Raw genomic sequence first — 21,947 nt, 5'->3', positions numbered from 1 at the left:
CCCGTGAGCGGCGGTCACCTGCCCGCACCAGAGCTCAGATGGTCGCCGAGTCGCCGGGGCGCAGGTCGACGAGCAGGTGTCTCAGGCCCGCCGCCGTGAAGGCGCGCTCGACGTCGTCGGCGTCCTGGGTGTAGTGCGCCCAGCCGTGCTGGTGCACCGGGACCACCGCCCGGACGCCGAGCAGGGCCGCCGCGCGTGCCGCCAGCTCCGCCGTCAGGGTGAGGAACCCCTCGCCGCGTGCCGCGATGTAGGCCGCGCCCAGGTTGAGGATCGCGATCTCGATCGCCGGGAACCGTTCCGCGATCACCGCCACGACGTCCACCGACGCGTTGTCACCGCTGACGTAGACCGTCGGCCAGCCACCCGCCTCCAGCACGAACCCGATCACCGGGCCGTTGACCACACCGATCTCCGGCGTACCGTGCAGCGCCGGAACCGCCGTGACCCGCAGGTCGCCGACGTCGGCGTGCGCGAACGGCAGAAGGCCGACCGCACCGGGGCCGAGCTTCGGTGCCCCCGCCGCCGTGGTGAGCACCCGCCGGGCCTGCCGCGCGTACTCCCGGCCGGAGATGTCGAGATTGTCGAGGTGGTGCTCGTGCGACACGAGCACCAGGTCGACCTGACCGAGGTCCTCGGGCGAGACGCTCGGGCCGACCAGTTTGGTCGCGGTGACCTTGCCGTAGTGGTACGTCTGCGGATCGTCGAAGGTCGGATCCAACACGACGCGCGAGCCCGCGTAGTCGAGGACGGCCGTCGGCCCGCCGATGGCGCGTACGGTCAGCTCGTTCATGGCGCCTCTCTGGTCTCCGGTGGCACCCGCGGTCGTCCGCGCGAGGTGCGCGAGTCGGCGTTCCCACTTTTCGGCCGGGAACGCCTCGATCTCGCGCCGGCCGGTCAGGGAGGGGCGCCGGCGGCCGGTGCGGGATCAGTCCGCCCGGAGCCGGCCCTTCTGCACCTTGCCCAGAGCGTTGCGCGGCAGGGCCTCGACCAGCCGCACCTGCCGGGGACGCTTGTGCGTCGACAGTTGTCGGGCCACGAACTCGATCAGATCCGCCTCGTCGAGCGCGTCACCCACGACGTACGCCGTCACCTGTTGGCCGAGATCAGGGTGCGGCGTGCCCACCACCGCGGCCTCCCGGACACCGGGATGCGCCAGCAGCGCGTCCTCCACCTCGCCGGCGCCGATCCGGTAACCGCCGCTCTTGATCAGGTCGGTGGCTGCCCGGCCGACGATGCGATGCCAACCGTCCGGACCGATCGTGGCCACGTCGCCGGTGCGGAACCACCCGTCCGTGGTGCGGGCGGCGGCGTCCGCGTCGGGCCGGTTCAGGTACCCGTCGAAGAGGGTCGGGCCGCACACCTCGAGCTCGCCCATCGCCACCCCGTCGGTGGGCATCGAGCGGCCCTGCTCGTCGACGACCCGGGTGCGTACCCCCGGCAACGGCAGACCGACGGCGCCCGGGCGGCGGGGGCCGTCGGCGGTGGCGCTCACCGTGATCAACGTTTCGGTCATCCCGTAGCGTTCGACGATCTGGTGGCCGGTGAGCCGGGCCAGGTCGGCGAAGACCGTCGCGGGCAGAGCCGCGCTGCCCGACACCAGCAGTCGCGCGGCGCGCAGGGCCCGGGCCGAGGGCTCGTCGGCGGCGATCCGGGACCAGATGGTGGGGACGCCGAAATAGAGGGAGCCGGCCGCCGCCGCGTACCGCTGGGGGCGGGGTTGGCCCACGTGGTGCAGCCGGCTGCCCACGCGCAGGGGGCCGAGCACCCCGAGCACCAGCCCGTGTACGTGGAACAGCGGCAGGCCGTGCACGAGCAGGTCGTCCGGCGTCCACTGCCAGGCCGCGGCGAGCCCGTCGAGGCAGGCCGCGATGGCGCGCCGGGAGAGCATCACGCCCTTCGGCGCGCCGGTGGTGCCGCTGGTGTAGAGAATCAGCGCGATGCCGGCCGGATCCGGCTCCGGATGGTTGGTGTCCGATCGTCGCGCGAGGTCGATCGGAATGGTCGGCAGCCCGTCGGGTGCCTCGCGGCGCTCCGCGTCGGCCGGCACGAGCAACGCTCCGGGCGCCGAGTCGCGCAGGATGTGCTCCCGTTCCATCGGGCCGGCGTCCGGTGGCACCGGTATCACCGCCGACCCGGCCAGCAGCGCGCCGATGACGCCGACCACGGTGTGCAGGCTGGCGGTCGCGTCGATGGCGACACGGTCCACACCGCGCAGGTCGTCGGCCACCGCACCGGCGAGCCGCCGTAACTCCACCCACGACGTCGCCCGGTCGTCGATCCGGATCGCATCCGGGTGCTCGTCGGTCGACGCGAGCAGCGAACTCAGCAGCACAGGCAGGTGCCCCTTCTCGTCGTACCCCGCGGCGCGTCACCGGCGCACGACGGCCGGGCCCGGTGCGGGTCGCCGGGCGTGGCCGGTGCCCCGGCAGGCAACTGCCGGACGTTGTGAACCTAGCCCGGCCCACCGGAGCGGACCACCCCTAACCGGCATCCGCCGCGGGTGCCCGGCGGGCTCTGAGTTGGTCGACGGATCTCGGCCCGCAACGGCCGACAAAAGCAAAGGCAGGGAGATCAGACTCCCTGCCACTTCTAACTTATACCGCAGCGGGGGGCTTGCGGCAAGGCCCGGGTCGTGCCGCAGAATCGGCGGCCGGACGCGGCGTCGACAAGGAAAACGGGGGCCCGACGTGGGTGTGTGTTCGTTGTACGGGGGACGCGGCCACCGCGATCCGCGGACGGTAGTGGCGGTGCGGTTGCCCGCGACCGCGGCCGCCGCGGTGCCAGGCAGCACGGCTATCCGGGAGGTGGGGCAGTGATCGAGCAGTATGTGTTGGATCTTCGAGAGGTTGACCAGACGTCCGTCGCGCTCGTCGGCGGAAAGGCCGCGAACCTGGGCGGCCTGTCCCGGATCGACGGCATCCGGGTGCCGGCTGGCTTCTGCGTGACGACCGCCGCCTTCCGGCGGATCCTGGCGGACTCACCGGGGATCGACGATGCGCTCGATCAGCTGTCGCGCCTGAGCCCGGATGACCGGGAGGCGATCGGTGCGCTCAGCGCGCAGGTCCGCCGGAGCATCGAGGGGATCCCCATCCCTGGCGATCTCGCCACGGCGATCACCCGTCCGCTCGCCGTCCTCGGCGAGAGATCCGCCTACGCCGTGCGTTCCAGCGCGACGGCAGAGGACATGCCGACCGCCTCCTTCGCTGGTCAGCAGGACACCTACCTGAACGTCATCGGCCCGGCGGCGATCCTCGAGCACCTCAGCCGGTGCTGGGCGTCGCTGTTCACCGAGCGGGCCGTGACCTACCGCCTGCGCAACGGCTTCGACCACCGGAGGGTCGGCATGGCCGTGGTCGTGCAGCGGATGGTCTTCCCCCAGTCGGCCGGCGTCCTGTTCACGGCGGACCCCGTCACCGGCAACCGGAAGGTCGCCACCGTGGACGCGAGCTTCGGCCTCGGTGAGGCCCTGGTCTCCGGCCGGGTGAACCCGGACGTCTTCACGGTGCGCGATGGTGCGGTCATCGCCCGGACCGTCGCCGCCAAGCGGGTCGCCGTGCACGCCGTGCCGGCCGGTGGGACGCGCGAGGTGACGATCGACCCGCAGCGGCAGGAGCAGCCGGCGCTCACGGATGCGCAGGTCGTACGACTCGTGCAGCTCGGGCGACGGATCGAGGCGCATTTCGGTCGGCCACAGGACATCGAATGGTGTCTGGTCGACGACGACTTCCAGATCGTGCAGAGCCGGCCGATCACCACGCTCTTCCCCATCCCCGCCGTCGCCGACCAGGAGAACCACGTCTACCTCTCCGTCGGTCACCAGCAGATGATGACCGACCCGATGAGGCCGCTGGGACTCTCCATGTGGCAGCTGACGGCCATGGCGCCGATGCTCGAGGCCGGCGGGAGACTGTTCGTCGACGCCACCCGGATCCTGGCCTCGCCCGGGAGCCGGGCCGGCTTCCTGAAGATGGCAGACCGGACCGACCCGCTGACCAGGGACGCGCTGGAGACGGTCCTGGAGCGCCCCGACTTCGTACCGGCGCTCGCGGACAGCGGTCCCGTCGGGCCGCCGGCTCGGGGTGCGTCCGCCCCGATCGAGACGGATCCGGCCATTGTGACCCAACTGATCGCGCGCAGCGAGGCGGCCGTCGCCGCCCTGCGGCACGACATCGCGGCGTTGAGTGGCCCGGCGCTGTTCGACTTCCTGCTGACGGCCTTCGCGGAGCACAAGCGCGACCTCGGCGATCCGCTGAGCATGCAGGCGATCATGGCGGGGATGGAGGCCACCTGGTGGCTCAACGACCGGCTGGGGGAGTGGTTGGGTGAGCGGAACGCCGCCGACATCCTCACGCTGTCCGCCCCCGGTAACGTCACGTCGGAGATGGGGCTCGCGCTGCTCGACGTCGCGGACGTGATCCGTCCACATCCGGAGGTGGTGGCGTTCCTGCGGGGCGTCCAGGATGACGGCTTCCTGGACGAGCTGCCGAAGCTCGCGGGCGGGCCGGAGGCGCGCGACGCCATCGAGGCCTACCTCGACCGGTACGGCATGCGCTGCGTCGGCGAGATCGACATCACCAGGCCGCGGTGGCGCGAACGCCCCGCCACGCTCGTGCCGGTGCTCCTGGACAACGTCGCGAACTTCGCGCCGGGTGCCGCCCAGCGGCGCTTCGAGCAGGGGCGGCAGGAGGCGCAGGAGAAGGAGCGCGAGGTGTTGACGCGCCTGCGGGCACTGCCGGACGGGGAGCAGAAGGCCGACGAGACCAAGCGGATGATCGACCGGGTCCGGACCTTCGTCGGCTATCGGGAGTACCCGAAGTACGGCATCATCAGCCGCTACTTCGTCTACAAGCAGGCCCTGATGCGAGAGGCCGAGCGCCTCGTGCGGGCCGACGTGCTCCGCGACCGGGAGGACGTCTTCTACCTCACGTTCCAGGAGTTGCACGACGTCGTGCGCGCGAACCAGGTGGTGGACGACGCCCTGATCCAGCGCCGCAGGGACGAGTTCCGGTCGTACCACGCGCTCACGCCGCCCCGGGTGCTGACCTCGGACGGCGAGGCCCTCACCGGGGCGTACCGGCGTGACGACGTGCCGGCCGGCGCGCTGATCGGGCTACCGGTCTCCGCCGGGACGGTCGAAGGGCGTGCCCGCGTCATCCTGGACCTGGCCCAGGCTCATCTCGAACCGGGCGACATCCTCGTCACGGCCCACACGGACCCGAGCTGGACGCCTCTCTTCGTCGCCGTCGCGGGCCTGGTGACGGAGGTCGGCGGCCTGATGACGCACGGCGCGGTGATCGCCCGGGAGTACGGTCTGCCGGCCGTCGTCAGCGTGGTGGACGCCACCCGGCTGATTGCCGACGGGCAGCGGATCCGCGTACACGGCAGCGACGGGTACGTCGAGATTCTCTCGTGACCGACCAGAACTCGGGGGCGGCCGTCGGGCAGGGTCGGTGCGGACGACGAGGCCGTCCCTCTAGGGTGGCGGGATGGCGTCGGTCAGGCAGGTCCAGATCACCTTCGACTGCGCGGAGCCGGAGCGCGTCGCCCGCTTCTGGTGCGCGGTGTTGGGTTACGTCGTACCGCCGCCGCCGAAGGGGTTCGCCACCTGGGACGACTTTGATCGGGCGCGGCCACCGGAGAAACAGGGTTCCGGATTCGCCTGCGCCGATCCCACCGGGGTGGGTCCGCGCCTGTACTTCCAGCGCGTTCCCGAAGGCAAGGTCGTCAAGAATCGGCTGCATCTTGACGTACGGGTCGGCACCGGCCTCGTCGGCGATGAGCGGCTGGCCGCACTGGAGGCCGAATGCGCGCGGCTTGTCGCGCTCGGCGCGACGCGCGTACGGCTGCTCACCGCCGACGAGGACAACGAGTCGTGCCTCGTGATGCAGGACGTCGAGGGCAACGAGTTCTGCCTCGACTGAGCGGCCGAGAACGCGGCACCCGGTGCGGGCGGGCAGCTAGATGGGGAACCGGCCGCGGTGCCAGCGCCAGTGGCGGCCGGCCGCCAGGTGGTCGACGACCGCACGCTGGAGCACGGTGCCGCGCGGCAGTTGGTCGAGTGGCGTGGTCAGGGTGCGGAACGCGAACCGCAGCACCTCGACGTCGGCGTCGATGCCTTCGGGCTCCTCGTAGGGGTCCAGCTCGAACCGCTGCTGGAACCGGATGATGTTGGAACCCTCGGGCAGGTACTCCCGCAACTGCGGGTCCAGCAGCCAGGAGCCGCAGGCGAACGCGGTGTAGTGCTCGTCGGGGAAGTGGCGTGGAAAGAACGCGCGGGCCTCGTCGAGTGACGCGTCGACAGCCGTCGGGGTCAGCGGCCCCGCCTCGGGGATGTGCAGATCGATGGCCGTGCCGCCGCGCTGGTGCTGTAGTCGGCCCAGCTCGTAGAGGCCGCCGCGTGCGTGCAGCGTCAGCCAGCTCTGCATGACCGGCCACCCCTCGCGGCGCATCCGCCTGTCGATCGCGAGGTTGCGGCCCAGGTCCGCCAGGGTCACCCAGGACACGTCGTCGGGGATGCCGTGGTCGCGGTGGTATCCCCGGACGACGTCGACCAGGGCCAGGTACGCGTACACGTAGAGATGCCGCCAGGCGGGGCCCCGGTCGCGCGGCAGTGCGGGGCCGGGCGGCAGCCAGCCGTGGCCGCCGAGATCGGCGACAACCAGAGCGGTCGAGCGGTCGAGCAGCCAGCGCAGCTCCGGAGTCCACAGTGGCGAGCCGGGGTCGGGCCAGCCCGCCATGATCTCGGCGGCGTCGTCCGGTCGTACGGCGAGGCGGTCGAGGAGTGCGGGCGCGTCCGCCTTGACCGGTAGCGGAGCGGACGGCCGGCCGTCGGCGAGGCGGTGCACGCGGTCGACGTCCTCGACGGGCACCCCGAGCCGGTCGGCGGTGACGTCCAGATTCACGCGCTGATCGTACCGGCCGCGGACTCGCCCGGCCGGCCGCCGGGTTGGGGTGATCGACTCGGTCTCCTGAATGTCGGGGTGTCCGGGCCGGTCGGACAGCCCGGTTCTCTGAAAGCGAGTTGATCATGGGGCTGCCGGGGGCTCGTTGGCGGTCTCCCGCTCCCGTTGCTAGAGTCAGATTGTTGCTGCCGCAACTTTATCGCCAGCAACTACTTCGAGAAGGGACCCTTCGATGGCCAAGCTCTCCGTCATCTACTACTCCGCCACCGGCACCATCCACGCCATGGCCCAGCGGCTCGCCGAGGCTGGCGAGAAGGCCGGCGCCGAGGTGCGCCTGCGTCAGGTTCCGGAGCTTGCCCCGGAGGAGGCCATCGCCTCCAACGCCGCCTGGAGCCAGCACTTCGACGCCACGAAGAACGAGGCGAAGGCGACCGCCGACGACCTCGTCTGGGCCGACGCGGTGCTGTTCGGCTCGCCCACCCGGTTCGGCAACATCGCCAGCCAGCTCAAGCAGTTCCTCGACACCCTGGGCCCGCAGTGGGCGCAGGGCCTGCTGGCCGACAAGGTGTACGCCGGCTTCACCGCGACCATGACCGCCCACGGTGGGCAGGAGTCGACGCTGCTGGCGCTCTACAACACGATCCACCACTTCGGCGGCGTGGTCGTCGCACCCGGCTACACCGACCCGCTGAAGTTCGCGGACGGCAACCCGTACGGCGTCTCGCACGTCACCGGCGGCGGCAACGACGCGCCGCTGGGTGACGCTCAGCTCAACGCCCTCGACCACATGGCTCAGCGGGTCGTCAAGATCGCCAACAAGCTCGCCGCCTGACCGCTCTCGCTGGGGGCCGGTTTCCATCGACGGAGACCGGCCCAGGCATACTCGAACGCTTCACGGGCTGGTCAGGGCGCCGCAGAGCTGGGGTTGGGGGCTGCGGACAACACGAGGGAGTCTCGATCAACACCATCGCCGAGCGGATGGCCGCGTCGTACTTCGATGCCATCAAGAACCTCTGTGCGGTCACCCCGAAGGGCTGGTACGCCGAGCGGGGCACCGCACGCGCAGCGCTGACCCACGCCGGAGTGGCGGCGCTGAACGCGGCCTACGACACGACGCTCAGACCGGACCTCGTGGCGCTCGACGAGATGGCGGTCGAGGTCGGCAGGCAGACCACGCGCTGGTCGATCATGGTTCGCGGCGAGGCGGACGACGAGGTCCGCGCTCTCGCGGCTCGACACGGGTTGCTCCACAGCAGTGCTGTGCCGATGCTGGCCTGCGGCGCGGAAGACGTCGTGTTCCGGGCCGACGCACGGCGGCGAGAGGTGGTCCGCCAGGTCCGCGCGGCGGAGGCCGACCTCTACACCGACACCCTCACCCGGGGCTTCGAAGCTCCCGAGGGCATCTTCGGTTCGCTGATGGGCGGCGGTGTGCTCGACGCCGACTCCATCACCGGTTACCTGGCCGAGGAGTCCGGCCGGCCGGTCGGCACCGGGCTCGGGATGTCGACCTCCGGCGTGGTGGGCGTGTTCAACATCGCCGTCGTGCCATCCGCACGAGGCCGCGGGCTGGGCCGCACGATCACGGAGGCCGTACTGCGCGACGGTATCGCGGCCGGCGCGGACGCCGCCTACCTGCAGTCCAGCGCGATGGGCCGGGCGCTCTACGAGTCGATGGGGTTCGGTCTCGTGGAGACCTGGACCAGCTTCACCGCGGGCTGACCAGCACGCGTTCGCGCAGGATGACCGCAGCGCAGAGGGAAGGACAGAGATGGGTTTCAGCGACGACGTGCGCGCGGCCTTCCGTCGGGGCGAGACCGCCGCGGTGGTGCGGATGAGCGAGGTCGAGATCGACAGGGCGCGCGCCGCCGGTGATCCGGCGGGAGAGGTGGAGGCCCGCTACAGCCTCGCCCGGGTCGCCATCCGAGGAGGTGACCTCGCCGGTGGGGAGGCACGCGCTCGGGAGGCGCTCGCGGTCGCGGTCGCTGCCGGCGATCGGAGTCTGGAGGAGCGGCCCCGCCACGTGCTTGCCGCCGTGGCACGGATGTCCGGTGACCTGGCCCGCGCCCGGGAGCTCTACCGGGAGAGCATCGCGCTCAACGAGGCCCTGGGCCAGCCCGAGGTCGTCAACTCGGAGACCCACAACCTCGCGTTCTGCGAGTTGGGTCTCGGCAATCTCGACGCGGCGAGGGCGTTGTTCGCCGCGAGCCGCGAGAAGGTCTTCCGCAACGGCTGGGCGGACTTCGTCCCGTACGTCTGCGTGGCGGGCGCCGCGCTCGCGTCGGCCCACGGCGACCACGCGCGGGCCGCCCGGATGATCGCCGTCACCGACGCCGCCTTCGCGGCACTGGGCCAGGTGCCGGATCCCGACGACGCCGCCGACCTGGCGGCCGTGCGGGCGGCCGCGGTCGAGGCCCTCGGCCCGGCCGGCTACGCCCAGGAGTACGCGCGGGGCCAGCGTCTCGAACCGCAGGCGGCGTTCGCCGACGGTGACGACTCCGGCGGCTGAGCTGGGTCCGGCGCAGGCCGACGGGGCGGTGGGGCGCACCGACGGGTGGTGGCGGAGCATGCTGACGGATCGATCCCGCTCCTCGATTCACCGCCGCGTCCGCGACACGCGCTTACGCATGCGTTTCCGGCGGCGGAATCGCGTTGAAACTGCCGGTGGGCGGCCTTTCTCGGATTCGCCTGGCAATACTGTGGCGATGGTCTCTCAGGTGAACCCGGATGTAGACGTCGTCGTCGTGGGGGCCGGTCCGACCGGGCTCACCCTCGCCATCGAGCTGGCCCGGCGCCGGGTGCGGGTGCGGATCATCGACCGGAACCCGGCCGACTTCTACCCCGGCACACGCGGCAACGGGCTGCAGCCGCGCACGCTGGAGGTATTCCACGACCTCGGCGTCATCGACCCGATCCTCGCGACCGGCCAGGAGTACCCGCCGGTCCAGGTGTACTTCGGACGGGACCCGGTGTACCAGGGGCACACCCAACCGCGTAGCGAGCCCACGCCCGACGTGCCGTACCCGATGCCGATCGTGCAGCCGCAGTGGCGCACCGAGCGGATCCTCCGCGAGCGGCTGGCCGGACTCGGCGTGGCGGTGGAGCACGACGCCGAGATGGTCGGGTTCGACCAGGACGACAACGGGGTCACCGTTTCCACAGCGGCCGGTTCGTCGATCCGGGCACGGTTCGTGGTCGGTGCCGACGGCGGCCGTAGTGGCGTGCGCAAAGCGCTGGGCGTCGGCTTCACCGGGACCACCCGGCCCGCCGAACGCCTTCTGCTGGGCGACGTCACCGTGCCGGGTATGCGCCGCGACGTGTGGCAGGTCTGGGTTGACCCGGAACGCAAACAGGTCCAGGCCAGCATCTGGCCGGTCGCCGGCACCGACTACTTCCGGATGTCGGCACCGATCACCGCCGACGACACACCCGATCTGACGCTGGCGGGATTCCAGCGGCTCCTGACCGAGCGCACGCGGCGGCGCGACCTGACCGTCACGACGCTCACGGCCGCGACGGACTACCGGGTCAGCATGCGGCTCGCCGACCGCTACCGTGTCGGCCGGGTGTTCCTCGCCGGCGACGCCGCCCACATCCACTCGCCGGCCGGCAGCCAGGGGCTGAACACCGGGGTCCAGGACGCCTACAACCTCGGTTGGAAACTCGCCCGCGTGCTCGCCGGAGCGCCGGACGCGCTGCTGGACACGTACGAGGCGGAGCGGCGGCCGGTCGCCGAGCAGGCAATCGGGCTGAGCACCGAACTGCTTGACGACAAAGAGGCCACGCCCGACGAACGGACTTTCCAACTCAGACTGTCGTACCGCGACGGTCCACTGGCGGCGGGCGGACGCGGCGGTGACCGCGCTCCCGACGCGCCGTGCCGCACCGCCGACGGCACGTCGACCAGCCTCTTCGACGTGTTCCGGGGCACCTCGCCCACGCTGCTGTGCCTCGAACGCTCGGGAGAGGTTCCGGAGGGTATGTCGGATGCGGTGCGGGCGTACCGCGTGGGCGTCGACCTCCTGGATCCGGACGATCACGTCCGGGCCGCCTACGGGGACTCGGGGTACGTGCTGGTGCGGCCGGACGGCTACATCGGTGTGGACACCAGTTCGGCCGGCGAGGTGGCGGCCTACCTCACCGCGATCTGACCCCAGCTGATCTCGTGGATGCCCGATCCGACGTCGACAGTGCGATCGGTGTGGATCCTGGCGCTCGTCCCGGCGGGTACGGTGACGGTGAGGGTGCACGTCCCGCCGTCCACACGCCACGCGCTGGACGCCGGTCCGTACGGGGTGCGCACCGTCGCGGACGCGTGGGTGAGGCCGCCACCGGGCACGGGCCGCACGTCGATGACGCGGTAGCCGGGTTCCGCCGGAGTCAGCCCGGCGACGTACTCGGTGAGAAATCCGGCGACGACGCCGTGCGTGTAATGGTTGTGGGACAGGAGCCCGCGGCCCTTGTCGTCGTATCCGTCCCAGGTCTCCCACACCGTGGTCGCGCCGCGCTCCACCTGCGCCAGCCACGACGGTGACGCGGTGCGCATCAGCAGGGCGTAGGCGAGGTCGGCGCGGCCTCCGTCGGCGAGTACGGGCAGGATCATCGGTGTGCTCAGCAGACCCGTGGTGACGCGGGTTCCCGCGCCTTCGACCAGGGCCGCCAGCCGGGCGATCGCCGCCGGCCGCTGCTCACCGGTCAGCAGGTCGAACCCGAGGGCGCGGACGTAGTCGTCCTGGCCGTCGGCGCCGATCCGGCCGTCGGGGCGCACGAACGCGGCGCGCCACGCGGCTCGTACGGCGTGCGCGAGATCGGCGTAGGTCGCGGCGTCGGCGTCGCGGCCGAGGACGCCCGCCGCGCGGGACAGGAGGTGGGCGGACCGCGCGAGGTAGGCGGTGGCGACCACCGGCCGACGTACGAGAAGGTTGCGCACCTGCGATCCTGTGTCGGACCCGGCGCGGTACCACTCCCCGAAGTGGAACCCGGAGTCGAGGATGTACCGCTCCTGGCCACCGACCCGCTTCCCGAACCAGCGGGCCCAGCCCGAGCGGGTACGTGCCCGCCGTTCCAGGTGGTCGACCCAGCGGCGCATGCTGTCGTACTGGCGGTCGAGCACCCGCTCGTCACCGTGGTAGCGGTACAGCGTCCAGGGCAGGATGACGCTTGCGTCGCCCCATCCGACTGACCCGGACGCCAGCTTCGAGAACGTCCTCCGGCCGCCGGAGAACGTCGAGTCCTCGCTCGGGATCATCGGTGGTACGCGGCCGTCCGGCAGCTGCTCGCAGGCCAGATTGCGGAGGTAGCGGCGCAGGAACGCCTGCGCGTCGACACAGACGACCGCCGTGGGCGCGAAGGTCTGGATGTCGCCCGTGTATCCGGAGCGCTCGCGCGTGGGGCAGTCGGTCGGCGTGTCGGCGAAGTTGGCCCGCACACTCGCCAGCACGTTGTCGTGGAAACGGTTCAGTCGCTCATCCGAGGTGTCCACGCGGCCCGTCGCGGCCACGTCGGTGGACAGGACGATCGCCTCGGCGCCGGTGAGGTCCTCGGCCGGACCGTCGATCTCGACGTAGCGGAACCCCCGCACCGTGAACCAGGGCTGGTACCACGTCGGGCCGCCGTCCAGCGTCACCTGGTCCCGCTGCGGCTTGGCCCTGCCGTGGTTCGCCGTGTGCGCGGCGTCGAGCTCGCCCGCGGGGTCGAGGAGTTCGCTGTATGTCACGCTCACCGTGGTGCCGGCGGGGCCGGCAAGCAGCAGCCGCGCGACACCGGAGACGTTGCGGCCGAAGTCGACGAGCTGCCGTCCGCCGGGCGAGCGCCACACGCGAGTGGCGGGCAGCCGTTCGATGCACCGAACCCGCTCCACCTCCTCGGCCACCAACTGCCGATCCGGCCACGGCAGCACGTCCACCGGGTGCAGGGTCACCGGGGGCGGGGTCACCGGCGTTGTGGCGGCGGTGCGCCAGGCGTGGTCGTCGATCCGGAGGTCGACGCGCTCGCCCCACTTCGGGTCGGACGCGAGGATGCGGCCGGGCCCGGCGCACCACCGCTCGTCGGAGTCGAGCCGGGCCACGCCGCCGTCGGCCAGTTCGAGGTCGACCTGTACGAGGCCGGCGAGCCGGTCACCGTAGACCGAGCGTTTGTCGAGTGCCCCGAGCCGGCCGCGGAACCGTCCGTCACCGACCGCCATCGCGACGACGTTGGTGCCCGGGCGGAAGAATCCGGTGACGTCGTACGTCTGGTACTCCACCATGTGGTCGAGCGGTGTCCACCGCGGCACCAGGGCATCACCCGTGACGTCGTGCCCGTTGACGAAGAAGCGGTACCAGCCCAGCGCCGACACGTACGCGCGGCCGCGCACGATCCGATCCGACACCTCCACGGTGGTGCGGAGGTAGAGCGCGGCATGGTCCTGCGCGGACTCCGGCGGGCCGCTGATCCAGTGCGCCCGCCAGCCGGCCGGATCCAGCAGGGCCGTCTCGAACCAGGCCGGCCCGCTCCACCCGCTGATCGTTCCCGCGTCGTCGACCACCCGCACCCGCCAGTGGTAGCGGCGGCACGACTCGAGCGGTGGTCCCGCGTACGCCACCCCGAACGGGCGGTCACCCCTGATGCGTCCGCTGTTCCACCATGCGCCGTCCGAAGTGGAAATCTCTATCTCGTACGCCGTCTGCAGCGTGCCCGGCCGGTCGGCTACGAGGCGCCAGGCGAACTCCGGCGTCGGGTTGTCGATGCCCAGCGGGTTGGTACGGGCGTCTGTGCGGAGGTCGTCGACCTGCAGCGACACGATGCTCTCCCTCAGGGGAACCGGGTCCGAATCGATACATGCTCGCCGCTGCGGCAGTCGTGCGCCACGCGGTTCGGACGGCGGAAATCGGCCCGGTTCTGCGGGTTTCGAGGATTCCGGCCGGATGATCCGGGCCGGCAATCCTGCCGCCGGAATTGCATTGTCAACGACCCGGACCAGTCAAGATCCTGGTCACACCGACCGTCACTCCGTCGGCCCCGCGCGCTCAACAAGGGCCGGCCCGCAACGTCGAGGACAGCACACATGACCATTGAACGTTCCGAGGTGGCCACGCTTCGGATCGACGATCGCGACTGGCATGCGGCCGGTGTGCGCGCGTACGACCCCGCGCAGGGCCACACCGGGGGCGACCATCTGATTCTGGTGTACGCGGCCGGAACCGCTCCGCCGAAGGGCGCGTTCCCGACCCTGCCCGCCCGGCCGGTACCGGTGCGCGTGCACTCAGAGTGCCTGTTCGGCGACGTGTTCGGCGGCGACCGGTGTGACTGCGGCGCCCAACTCCGCGCGGCCCGGCGCCGCATCGTCGCCCGCGGCTACGGCATCATCGTCTACCTTCGGCAGGAAGGGCGCGGCATCGGGCTGTACGACAAGGTGCGCAGCCTCCTCCAGGACGGCGACACCTACCAACGCAACGTCGCGATCGGCGCCAAGGAGGACGCCCGCGGCTACGGCCTCGCCGCGCGCGTTCTCCACCACATCGGCGTCGACGACGTGTGTCTGCTGTCGGGCAACCCCGACAAGGCGAAAGCGTTGTCCGATGCGGGAATCACGGTCTCGGTCGACCCGGAGATCGCACCTCCCCGGTCGGCGGAGGCGACCAGCGAGGTCCTGTCGAAGCTGTCGCGCGGCTACTCGTACCTGATCCGGAAGTGACAGGTGGACCCGCGACTCCTTCTCCCCGGCGTCACGTCCGATGACGCCGGCGTGCGGCGCGGCGGCGTGGCGGTGCTGCCGGTGGGCAGCTTCGAGCAGCACGGGCCGTTCCTGCCGCTGGCGACCGACACCATCGTGGCAACCGCGATCAGCGACCGCATCTGCCTCGACCACCAACTGTTCCCGCTTCCGCCGGTGACGATCTCGTGTTCGCACGAGCACGCGGGCTTCCCGGGGACGGTGAGTATCAGCGCTGTCACCCTGCACTCGATGATCGGTGACATCTGGCGCTCGCTCGCCCGTGACGGCTGGTCCGGGCTGGTGGTGGTCAGCGGTCACGGCGGCAACTACGTGCTGTCGAACGCGGTGCAGGAGTTGAACGTCGACGGTCCCCGGATCGTCCTCTTCCCCACGCCCCCCGACGTCGCGGCCGCCTGCGACGACGCCGCGCTGTCGACGCGCGCCGGCCACCGCGACATGCACGGCGGCGAGTACGAGGTCTCGCTGCTGCTGCACCTCCATCCCGAGCTGGTACGGCCGGGCTACGAGGAGACCGACTGGGAGACCGAGGAGTGGCGCGGCGGGCTGCTCACCCGGGGGATGCGCGCGTACACCCCGCACGGGGTGATCGGGCGCCCGTCGGCCGCCACGGCGCAGAAGGGCGCGCGGATCCTGGCGAGCCTGAGCGCGTCACTTCCGCAGCGCCTCGCCGACCTCGCCGAGACGCCGTGATCGAACGGGCCGCGTACGGGCACGTGCTGTTCGACTTCGACGGCGTGCTGTGTGACAGCGCCGCGCTGAGCGTCCGGATCTATCGCGAGCTCCGCGACGAATTCCCCGACCTGCCGGAGGTCGGCGGCGTGGCCGACCTGAACTGGGTCTGCGCCGGGCCTCCGGGGACGTGGCTCGCGCCCTGGCTCGGCGTCGACCGCGCAAACGCGTTCTGGCGCTGCCACGAGGCCCGGATGACCGACCTCGCCGCCGAGCTCGGGCTGTTCCCGCACATCGGCGATCTGCTGCTGGCGCTGCCGGCGGGCAGCGTGTCGATCGTCACCGGCGCGCGGGCGCGGCGGGTGCGTGAGGTGCTGACCCGGTGCGTCGGCGGTGTTCCACCGTCGGTCGCCTCCATCGCGGGTGCCGAGGAGACTGGCGACAAGGTCGAGAAGGTGCGGCGTCTGCTGGCGCGTCGGTCGCCGGTGTCGTCCGTGTACGTCGGTGACACGGCGGCTGACATCATCTGCGGCCGGGCGGTGCCGGTCGACGTGGTGGCGGTCGGCTACGGATACCAGGTAGCGCGGGCGCTCGACGAGCACCGGCCGACCTGGCACGTGGAGTCGCCGGAGCGGCTGGCCGCCTGCGTCCAGAGCTGGCACCGGGGGCCCGTGGCCGACCTGCCGTAGAGCCGCACGGCGCCCCGACCGTCGGCGTCCGCGACCGGGGGTGGACCGTGCCGATCCTCGGCGGGTCCGAGTGCCTCTCGCTGTGCCACGATCCCGGCATGACAGACACCGCGTCGGCGCTTGCCGACATCCGCGCCCAGATCGACGAGTTGGACGCGGCACTCGTCGGGCTGCTCGCCCGGCGGGAGGCCCTGGTCCGGCGAGCGGCCCCGCTCAAGAGCGACACGCAGGCGGTCCGTGCGCCGGACCGGGTCGCCCAGGTGGTGGCCCGGGTCCGCGCGCTTGCGGACGAGGCCGGCGCGGATCCGGACCTCATCGAGCGCATCTACCGCGCCATGATCCAGGCCTTCATCGACATGGAGACCGGCGAGCACCAGCGGCTCGGCGGCGCCTGAGCGCTCCGCGCCAGCACGGGTTTGTGGCGACGGCCCGTCGGGCACAGAATCACCATGGCGAATGAACGAGTCAAGTCAGTCGGCGGCTACGTCATGCGACTTGTCGGCGGGGTGGCGGTCATCATCGGCCTGCTGGGCATCTTCGCGACCCTGGCCCAGGGCAACGTCACCGGGCTGGTCCTCAGCATCATCTTCATCGTGGGCGGTGTCGTCCTGCTCAAGCGGTCACCAGATCTCGGCCGAGCGGGTCGGAGGGAACGCGGACACGCGTGACCCTCCACGGCGGCGCGACCGCCTCCCGCACCTGAGACGCGGGAGGCGGTGCGTCCGGCTCCCGTACCTCGGCGCGCGGTGTCACGCGCGACCCAGCTCGACGTCGATACGCAGTTGTTCGGCATCGCGGAGCTGCCGGTAGCGCCTCGCCGCAGTCTGCTGACCGACCCGGTCGGCCGCCTCGACGGCGACGCGCAGCACCACCAGGGGCAACCGGGGGACGTGGCGCGCCTGCCGGTCGGCCTCGCCGAACACCACGGCGGCAAGCTCGGCGCTGGCGGAGCGGGCCAGGAGGAAAAGCTCCTCCACGTACATCCGACCCAGGCCGACCTCGGTCCAGCCGGACACGTCGTGCAAGGCTCGGCGACACTCACGTAACGCCTCCCAGGCGGCGGCGTGGTTGCCGGCCTGGCGCTCCAGCCCGGCAAGGGACTGCCAGGCTGGCGCCGCATCCCAGGCGTTGTCGGCGAACACCAGGCTCTCCCGCTGCGCCGAAGCGGCCTCAGCGAACGCACCGAGATCGGCCAACTCATATCGCAGCTGGCTTAGTGTGGCCCTGTCCCGAGGCCGGTCCACCGCCCAGCGGTCCAACCACTCGCGCGCCAGCACCTGTTCACCGACCAGTTTGGCGCGTGCGATCCAGGTGAGCGGGTCCTCGGCGGTCGGGTCGCCCGGGAAGCGCGATCGTGTCCCACCCCACCACTGGGCCAGGCCTTCCTCGGAGACGCCCGGCTCGCCCTCCTGGTCCACCAGGTACGCCAGCACGTCGTCCCGGTCGGCGTGCCCGCTGTCCCGCACGAAGGCAACGGTGGCCGACACGCCGGCGGCGAACAGGTACTCCGCGTCGTAGCCGCACCAGGTGTCGAAGTTGGCCCGCTTGATCTCCCAGTGCAGCCACACGTCCTCCACCTGGCGATACTCGGCGAGCAGATAGCCGGCCAGCTCGGTCTCGTCGGTCAGCCCCTGGAACGGCGCCTCGCGTCGGCACTGCGCCTCCTGCCCGACCAGCCACCGCACCAGCGGAAGGTCACCGGCCCGACGGTCGTACTGCAGTGCCCACAACACGCTCGCTCGCCGGCCCGCGTTCTCGTCACAGGACTGGCCATCGGCGTCGGTGCCGCGCGCGTAGCGCAGCTCGTGCCACCCGGCCGAGGAACTTCGTGCCCGTTCGAGTGCGCGACGCGCCGCCTCCATCACCCGTACAAGATCCCACTGCCGACGAGCGTCCGCATCGTCGAACTGGCCACGACGCGCGGCGGCGGGGGACTGAAGTCACTCGGCGGACGGGGGTGTGTAGCCGAGTTCGTTGGAGATCTGGGTTGCGGTCTCCAGCAGGCGCGGCAGGTTGCCCTTCAGCTGGTCGAGGCTGGCGATGACCTCGATCGCGGTGATCGAGGCGGCGGCGATGACCTGGCCCCGCGAGTCCCTGATCGGCGCGGCGACGCACATCACGTAGGCGTCGTGCTCACCGTTGTCGGTGGCCCAGCCGAGATCGCGGATGCGGGCAAGCTCGGCGTCGAGGGCATCGCGGTCGGTGAAGGTGGTGTCGGTGAATCTCTTGTAGACGACATGGGAGAGCAGGCGGTCGCGTTCCTCGCGGGGGAGGTAGGCAAGGATCGTCTTGCCGACGGCGCTCGCGTAGATGGACACCGCCCGCCCGACCCGGGACGGCAGCTTGACGGCGTCGAACGCCGGGCTGTCCACCTTGTCGATGTAGATGATCTCGTCGCCGGTCAACTGTGCCAGGTGTACGGTGTGGCCGGTCTCGCGTTGCAGCGCCCGCAGGTGTGCGGCGGCGGGCTGCCGGAGGTCCATCGAGCCGAGCGCGAGCTCGGACAACTCGATCAGGCCGCTGCCGAGCACGTAGGTGCCCGCGCCGGTCCGTCGGACGAAGCGCGCGGACTCCAGTGTCTGCAGGATGCGCAGGGCTGTGGACTTGTGGACGCCGAGCACCTCCGCAGCCTCCGTAAGGGACAGCGGGTGCTCCGCGGATCGACGGATCAGGTCGATCGCGCGGCGGATCGATTGCGCCAAGGCTGTGCCCCCCTTACGCGACGAACGGGCCGTCGCTGTCATTGCACATTATGCAATATAGATGACGCCATGTGCAATCGCCTCTTGACACCGTTGCGCATGGCGCTACGATCGTTGCAATTTCATCCAGATGATGCTGTCTCGTAACACTGGAGTAACAATGGGTAACCAGCGCGCTCGCTTCGGCATCGCCAGGGCGACATGTGCCCTCGGCTTGGTCGCCGCTTTCCTGACCGGTTGTGGCTCCGACGGCGATTCGGGGGACGGTGTCACCAAACTGACCTTCGCCGCCTCGACCTTCGGCGATCCGGGTCGCGGACCTCTGCTGACCAAGTGGCTCGACGAGTTCAACGCGAGCCAGACCAAGGTCCAGGTCTCCGCCGCCGCGGTGCCGTACCCGACCTTCGGCCAGACGGTGCTCACCCAGATGGGCAGCGGCAAGGGCCCCGACCTGGTCCGCTTCGACATGCCCGAGTTCGAGGCCGCGTCCGACGCCGGCCTCGTCGCACCGCTGGACAAGCTGATCGATGCCGGGAAGTACGACCTGCTCAAGCAGCCCGACCAGTTCATGGTCCACGACGGCGTCCGGCACGGCCTCATCTTCGAGGCGTCGAACTACGCGATGTTCTACAACGCGGATCTGATCCCGACACCGCCGTCCACCTACGAGCAGTTCGCCACCACCGCGAAGTCGCTGACCAAGGGCGACGTCTTCGGCCTGGCGTTCCGGCAGACCGAGGCCGAAGAGGCAGGCGTGTGGCAGGACATCTTCAACTACGTCTACGGCTTCGGCGGCGCGTGGTCCGACGGTAAGAACCTGACGATCAACTCGCCGGCGAACCTCAAGGGTCTGCAGGCGTACAAGGACCTGTACGACGCCAAGGTGATCCCGCGCGGAGCGGACGCGGCGACGTTCCGGCGCATGTTCGCCGAGGGCAAGGTCGGGATGGAGCTCAACAACGGGGGGTACGTGACCGCGACGCGCGGTCAGAACGCCAAGCTGAACTTCACCGTCGCGCCCATCCCATTCCCGGTCCGCAAGCAGGGTGCGATCCTCGCGCCGATCGTGATCAACGAGGCGAGCGAGGGCAAGGACGAGGCCGCCACCTTCATCAAGTGGGCGCTGGAGCCGCAGAACCAGGTCAAGCTGCAGGAGATCCTCGGCGCGAGCAGCGTCGCCATCACCACGCAGCGCAGTGCCGAGTCGCTCAAGGCGACCCCGTTCCTCACCGTCTTCGACGGGCTCACCGAGACCAGCCTGCCGCAGATCGTGTTGGGCTTCGAAGCCAAGACGCCGGACATCCGCAAGGTGGTCGTGCAGAACGTGGTCGCGGCACTGCAGGGTAAGGCCGACCTGACGTCGGCACTGGACCGCGCCCAGCAGCAGGCGACCGACCTGGTCCGCTGACCGCTCGACACGGCGACGCTGCCGGCGCGACGCGACGTGCGCCGGCAGCGTCCTTCCCCAGAAGGATCGAACCCGATGACTGTGGTCGAGCAGACCGGAGCACCGAAGACAACACCCCGGCCCGGGGCCGGGCGTCGGCCCAGCCCGTTGGGCAGCAGGTGGACGCCGTACCTGTTCCTGGCACCCGCCGCACTGTTCATCCTCGTCTTCCAGGCGGTGCCTCTCGTTCAGGAGGTGTACCTCAGCTTCACCCGGACGAGACTGCTCAACCCGACCAAGAGCGAGTGGGTCGGGCTGGACAACTTCGAGCGCATCTTCGGTGACCCGGAGTTCCGCCACACCCTGCTGATCACCGTCGTCTACGTGATCACCTGCGTCGTGGTCGCGATCGGCGCCGGGCTCGCCGTCGCACTCCTGCTCAACGGGAAGTTCCGGGGCCGTGGTGTGGCGCGGGCGCTCGTCACGGTCCCGTGGGCCGCTCCCGGCATCGCGGTCGCGCTCATCGCCACCTGGATGCTCAACGCGCAGTACGGGATCGTGAACCGGTTCCTCGACGCGGTAGGGCTCGGTGTGCCGGGCGGCGCGATCCTGGACAGCTCCCGCTACGCGCTCCCGGCGGTGCTCGCCACGACCATCTGGCAGCTGTTTCCGTTCACCTCCGTGGTGCTGCTCTCCGCGCTGCAGTCGGTTCCGCAGGACCTCAACGAGGCCGCGACCGTGGACGGCGCGGGGCGATGGGCCACCTTCCGCGCGGTTACCTGGCAGGTCATCAAGCCCACCGTTGGCCTGCTGGCGCTGCTGATGACGATCTGGTCGCTGCGGCGGTTCGAGTTGATCTGGCTGATGACCAAGGGCGGCCCGGTCGGCGCCACCGAGACGCTCGTCATCGACCTCTACTCGCAGGCGTTCGACTCGAAGGAACTCGGATCGGCGGCGGCCATCGGGATGGTCGGTGTCGTCATCTCACTCATCGTCGTCATCGGCAGCCGACTGGTCGCCCGTGCCGTGGAGAAGGAGCACGCCCGATGAGGCGCTTCCGTTTCGGTGTCACCGCACGAATCGTCGCCGTGCTCGTCGTACTCGGTGTCGCGGTGTTCCCGTTGTACTGGATGTTCGTCACGGCGCTGTCGAGCAACAGCGACCTCTTCGCCGACCGCCCCCGGCTCACGCCGGACCTCGGCCAGTTCGGGGTGTTCGTTGACGCGCTCGCCGAGGGCAAGGCGGCCGGCTGGCTGCTCAACAGCCTCATCATCGCCGTGGGAACGATGGTCGTCTCGGTCGGCCTGGGCATCCCGCTCGGCTACGCGCTGTCCCGGTTCTCGTTCGCCGGCAAGGCCGTGTTGACAGTCGTGCTGCTGTTCACGCAGATGCTGCCCGAGGCGCTCATGGTCGTGCCGCTGTTCGCGCTGTTCCGCCGATTCGAACTGCTCGACTCGCTGACCGGCCTCGTCCTGGTGAACTCCGCCTTCGTCCTGCCGATCGTCGCGCTGATCCTCAAGGGCGCGATCGACGGCATCCCGAAGGAGTTGGAGGAGGCCGCGCGTGCCGACGGCGCCCGGCCCTTCACCACCCTGACCCGCATCAACGTGCCGCTGATCGCACCGTCGATCGCGGCGACCGCGGTCATCGCCTTCTTCCACGCCTGGAACGAGTACGTGTTCGCGGTGACGTTCATCTTCAACCCCGACCTTCAGCCGGCCTCCGTCGGCATTGCGAACTTCATCGGCGAACTGGGTACACCGATCCAGACGGTGATGGCCGTCGCGTTCCTGTTCACGCTGCCCGCCGTCGCCTTCTACCTGCTGGTGCAGAAGTACGTGGTGTCCGGCATGACCGCCGGCGCGGTGAAGGGTTGAGTCGAAG

At 70.7% G+C, this 21,947-nt stretch carries 20 protein-coding genes; 14 read left to right on the top strand and 6 right to left on the bottom strand.

All coding sequences use genetic code 11. From position 1 onward, the window contains the following. Positions 1-34: 34 nt before the first annotated feature. Entirely contained in the window at positions 35-790 is a 756-nt protein-coding gene (locus AB0B57_RS26185) for an MBL fold metallo-hydrolase (RefSeq protein ID WP_357075070.1), read from the bottom strand. Between the two features lie 135 nt (positions 791-925). Continuing rightward, complete coding sequence (locus AB0B57_RS26180; protein WP_357075244.1) at positions 926-2,338, bottom strand: acyl-CoA synthetase; 1,413 nt, start codon at positions 2,336-2,338, stop codon at positions 926-928. 474 nt (positions 2,339-2,812) lie between these two features. On the opposite strand from AB0B57_RS26180, the gene rph reads away from it, so the two are divergent. Together rph and AB0B57_RS26170 are read left to right on the top strand one after the other, a co-directional pair. Continuing rightward, the gene (rph, locus tag AB0B57_RS26175) at positions 2,813-5,413 is read left to right on the top strand and encodes a rifamycin-inactivating phosphotransferase (RefSeq protein WP_357075067.1); all 2,601 of its coding nucleotides are present in this window, start codon (positions 2,813-2,815) and stop codon (positions 5,411-5,413) included. 73 nt (positions 5,414-5,486) lie between these two features. Then, complete coding sequence (locus AB0B57_RS26170; RefSeq protein WP_357075064.1) at positions 5,487-5,921, top strand: VOC family protein; 435 nt, start codon at positions 5,487-5,489, stop codon at positions 5,919-5,921. A 36-nt stretch (positions 5,922-5,957) separates the two neighbouring features. On the opposite strand, the gene AB0B57_RS26165 is transcribed toward AB0B57_RS26170, so the two are convergent. After that, positions 5,958-6,902: an acyltransferase domain-containing protein gene (locus tag AB0B57_RS26165; RefSeq protein ID WP_357075061.1), complete on the bottom strand. Its 945-nt coding sequence runs from the start codon at positions 6,900-6,902 to the stop codon at positions 5,958-5,960. Between the two features lie 232 nt (positions 6,903-7,134). On the opposite strand from AB0B57_RS26165, the gene wrbA reads away from it, so the two are divergent. The 4 genes from wrbA to AB0B57_RS26145 all read left to right on the top strand — a co-directional run bounded on the left by wrbA (position 7,135) and on the right by AB0B57_RS26145 (position 11,050). Continuing rightward, positions 7,135-7,734 carry an NAD(P)H:quinone oxidoreductase gene (gene wrbA, locus AB0B57_RS26160; protein ID WP_357075058.1) on the top strand — a complete coding sequence of 200 codons (600 nt, stop codon included), beginning with the start codon at positions 7,135-7,137 and terminating at the stop codon, positions 7,732-7,734. A 146-nt stretch (positions 7,735-7,880) separates the two neighbouring features. Then, positions 7,881-8,621 carry a GNAT family N-acetyltransferase gene (locus AB0B57_RS26155; RefSeq protein ID WP_357075055.1) on the top strand — a complete coding sequence of 247 codons (741 nt, stop codon included), beginning with the start codon at positions 7,881-7,883 and terminating at the stop codon, positions 8,619-8,621. Between the two features lie 49 nt (positions 8,622-8,670). Beyond that, positions 8,671-9,408, top strand: a complete 738-nt coding sequence (locus tag AB0B57_RS26150; protein ID WP_357075052.1) for a tetratricopeptide repeat protein — start codon at positions 8,671-8,673, stop codon at positions 9,406-9,408. 196 nt (positions 9,409-9,604) lie between these two features. Continuing rightward, positions 9,605-11,050: an FAD-dependent monooxygenase gene (locus tag AB0B57_RS26145; RefSeq protein ID WP_357075049.1), complete on the top strand. Its 1,446-nt coding sequence runs from the start codon at positions 9,605-9,607 to the stop codon at positions 11,048-11,050. On the opposite strand, the gene AB0B57_RS26140 is transcribed toward AB0B57_RS26145, so the two are convergent. Then, positions 11,032-13,680, bottom strand: coding sequence for a family 78 glycoside hydrolase catalytic domain (locus tag AB0B57_RS26140; protein ID WP_357075046.1), 2,649 nt, complete (start codon positions 13,678-13,680; stop codon positions 11,032-11,034). The genes AB0B57_RS26145 and AB0B57_RS26140 overlap by 19 nt on opposite strands. Before the next feature lie 264 nt (positions 13,681-13,944). Here AB0B57_RS26140 and AB0B57_RS26135 point away from each other — a divergent pair, with 264 nt between their 5' ends. From AB0B57_RS26135 to AB0B57_RS26115, 5 genes are all read left to right on the top strand, one after another. Next, on the top strand, positions 13,945-14,574 hold the full coding sequence (locus tag AB0B57_RS26135) for a GTP cyclohydrolase (protein ID WP_357075043.1): 630 nt from the start codon (positions 13,945-13,947) through the stop codon (positions 14,572-14,574). A 51-nt stretch (positions 14,575-14,625) separates the two neighbouring features. Next, entirely contained in the window at positions 14,626-15,306 is a 681-nt protein-coding gene (locus tag AB0B57_RS26130; RefSeq protein ID WP_357075242.1) for a creatininase family protein, read from the top strand. Then, positions 15,303-15,974: an HAD hydrolase-like protein gene (locus AB0B57_RS26125; protein ID WP_357075040.1), complete on the top strand. Its 672-nt coding sequence runs from the start codon at positions 15,303-15,305 to the stop codon at positions 15,972-15,974. The genes AB0B57_RS26130 and AB0B57_RS26125 overlap by 4 nt, the downstream gene beginning before the upstream one ends. Positions 15,975-16,072: 98 nt before the next feature. Continuing rightward, complete coding sequence (locus AB0B57_RS26120) at positions 16,073-16,369, top strand: chorismate mutase (RefSeq protein WP_357075038.1); 297 nt, start codon at positions 16,073-16,075, stop codon at positions 16,367-16,369. Positions 16,370-16,423: 54 nt separating this feature from the next. Then, positions 16,424-16,642 carry a hypothetical protein gene (locus tag AB0B57_RS26115; RefSeq protein ID WP_357075035.1) on the top strand — a complete coding sequence of 73 codons (219 nt, stop codon included), beginning with the start codon at positions 16,424-16,426 and terminating at the stop codon, positions 16,640-16,642. Positions 16,643-16,723: 81 nt separating this feature from the next. On the opposite strand, the gene AB0B57_RS26110 is transcribed toward AB0B57_RS26115, so the two are convergent. Together AB0B57_RS26110 and AB0B57_RS26105 are read right to left on the bottom strand one after the other, a co-directional pair. After that, positions 16,724-17,836, bottom strand: a complete 1,113-nt coding sequence (locus AB0B57_RS26110; protein WP_357075033.1) for a hypothetical protein — start codon at positions 17,834-17,836, stop codon at positions 16,724-16,726. A 78-nt stretch (positions 17,837-17,914) separates the two neighbouring features. Further along, a complete protein-coding gene (locus AB0B57_RS26105) occupies positions 17,915-18,676 on the bottom strand; it encodes an IclR family transcriptional regulator (protein WP_357075030.1) in 762 nt (253 codons plus the stop codon). Positions 18,677-18,836: 160 nt separating this feature from the next. Between AB0B57_RS26105 and AB0B57_RS26100 the strand changes: the two genes are divergently transcribed. The 3 genes from AB0B57_RS26100 to AB0B57_RS26090 all read left to right on the top strand — a co-directional run bounded on the left by AB0B57_RS26100 (position 18,837) and on the right by AB0B57_RS26090 (position 21,940). Continuing rightward, positions 18,837-20,084: a sugar ABC transporter substrate-binding protein gene (locus AB0B57_RS26100; protein WP_357075027.1), complete on the top strand. Its 1,248-nt coding sequence runs from the start codon at positions 18,837-18,839 to the stop codon at positions 20,082-20,084. 75 nt (positions 20,085-20,159) lie between these two features. After that, positions 20,160-21,113, top strand: a complete 954-nt coding sequence (locus tag AB0B57_RS26095; protein ID WP_357075024.1) for a sugar ABC transporter permease — start codon at positions 20,160-20,162, stop codon at positions 21,111-21,113. Next, positions 21,110-21,940 (top strand): carbohydrate ABC transporter permease, encoded by an 831-nt coding sequence (locus AB0B57_RS26090; RefSeq protein WP_357075021.1) that lies wholly within the window; start codon positions 21,110-21,112, stop codon positions 21,938-21,940. The genes AB0B57_RS26095 and AB0B57_RS26090 overlap by 4 nt, the downstream gene beginning before the upstream one ends. Positions 21,941-21,947: the final 7 nt, after the last annotated feature.

The sequence above is a fragment of the Micromonospora sp. NPDC049101 genome (assembly GCF_040648675.1).
Classification (GTDB): Bacteria; Actinomycetota; Actinomycetes; order Mycobacteriales; family Micromonosporaceae; genus Micromonospora.
This window is presented reverse-complemented; position numbering and strand designations above follow the sequence as displayed.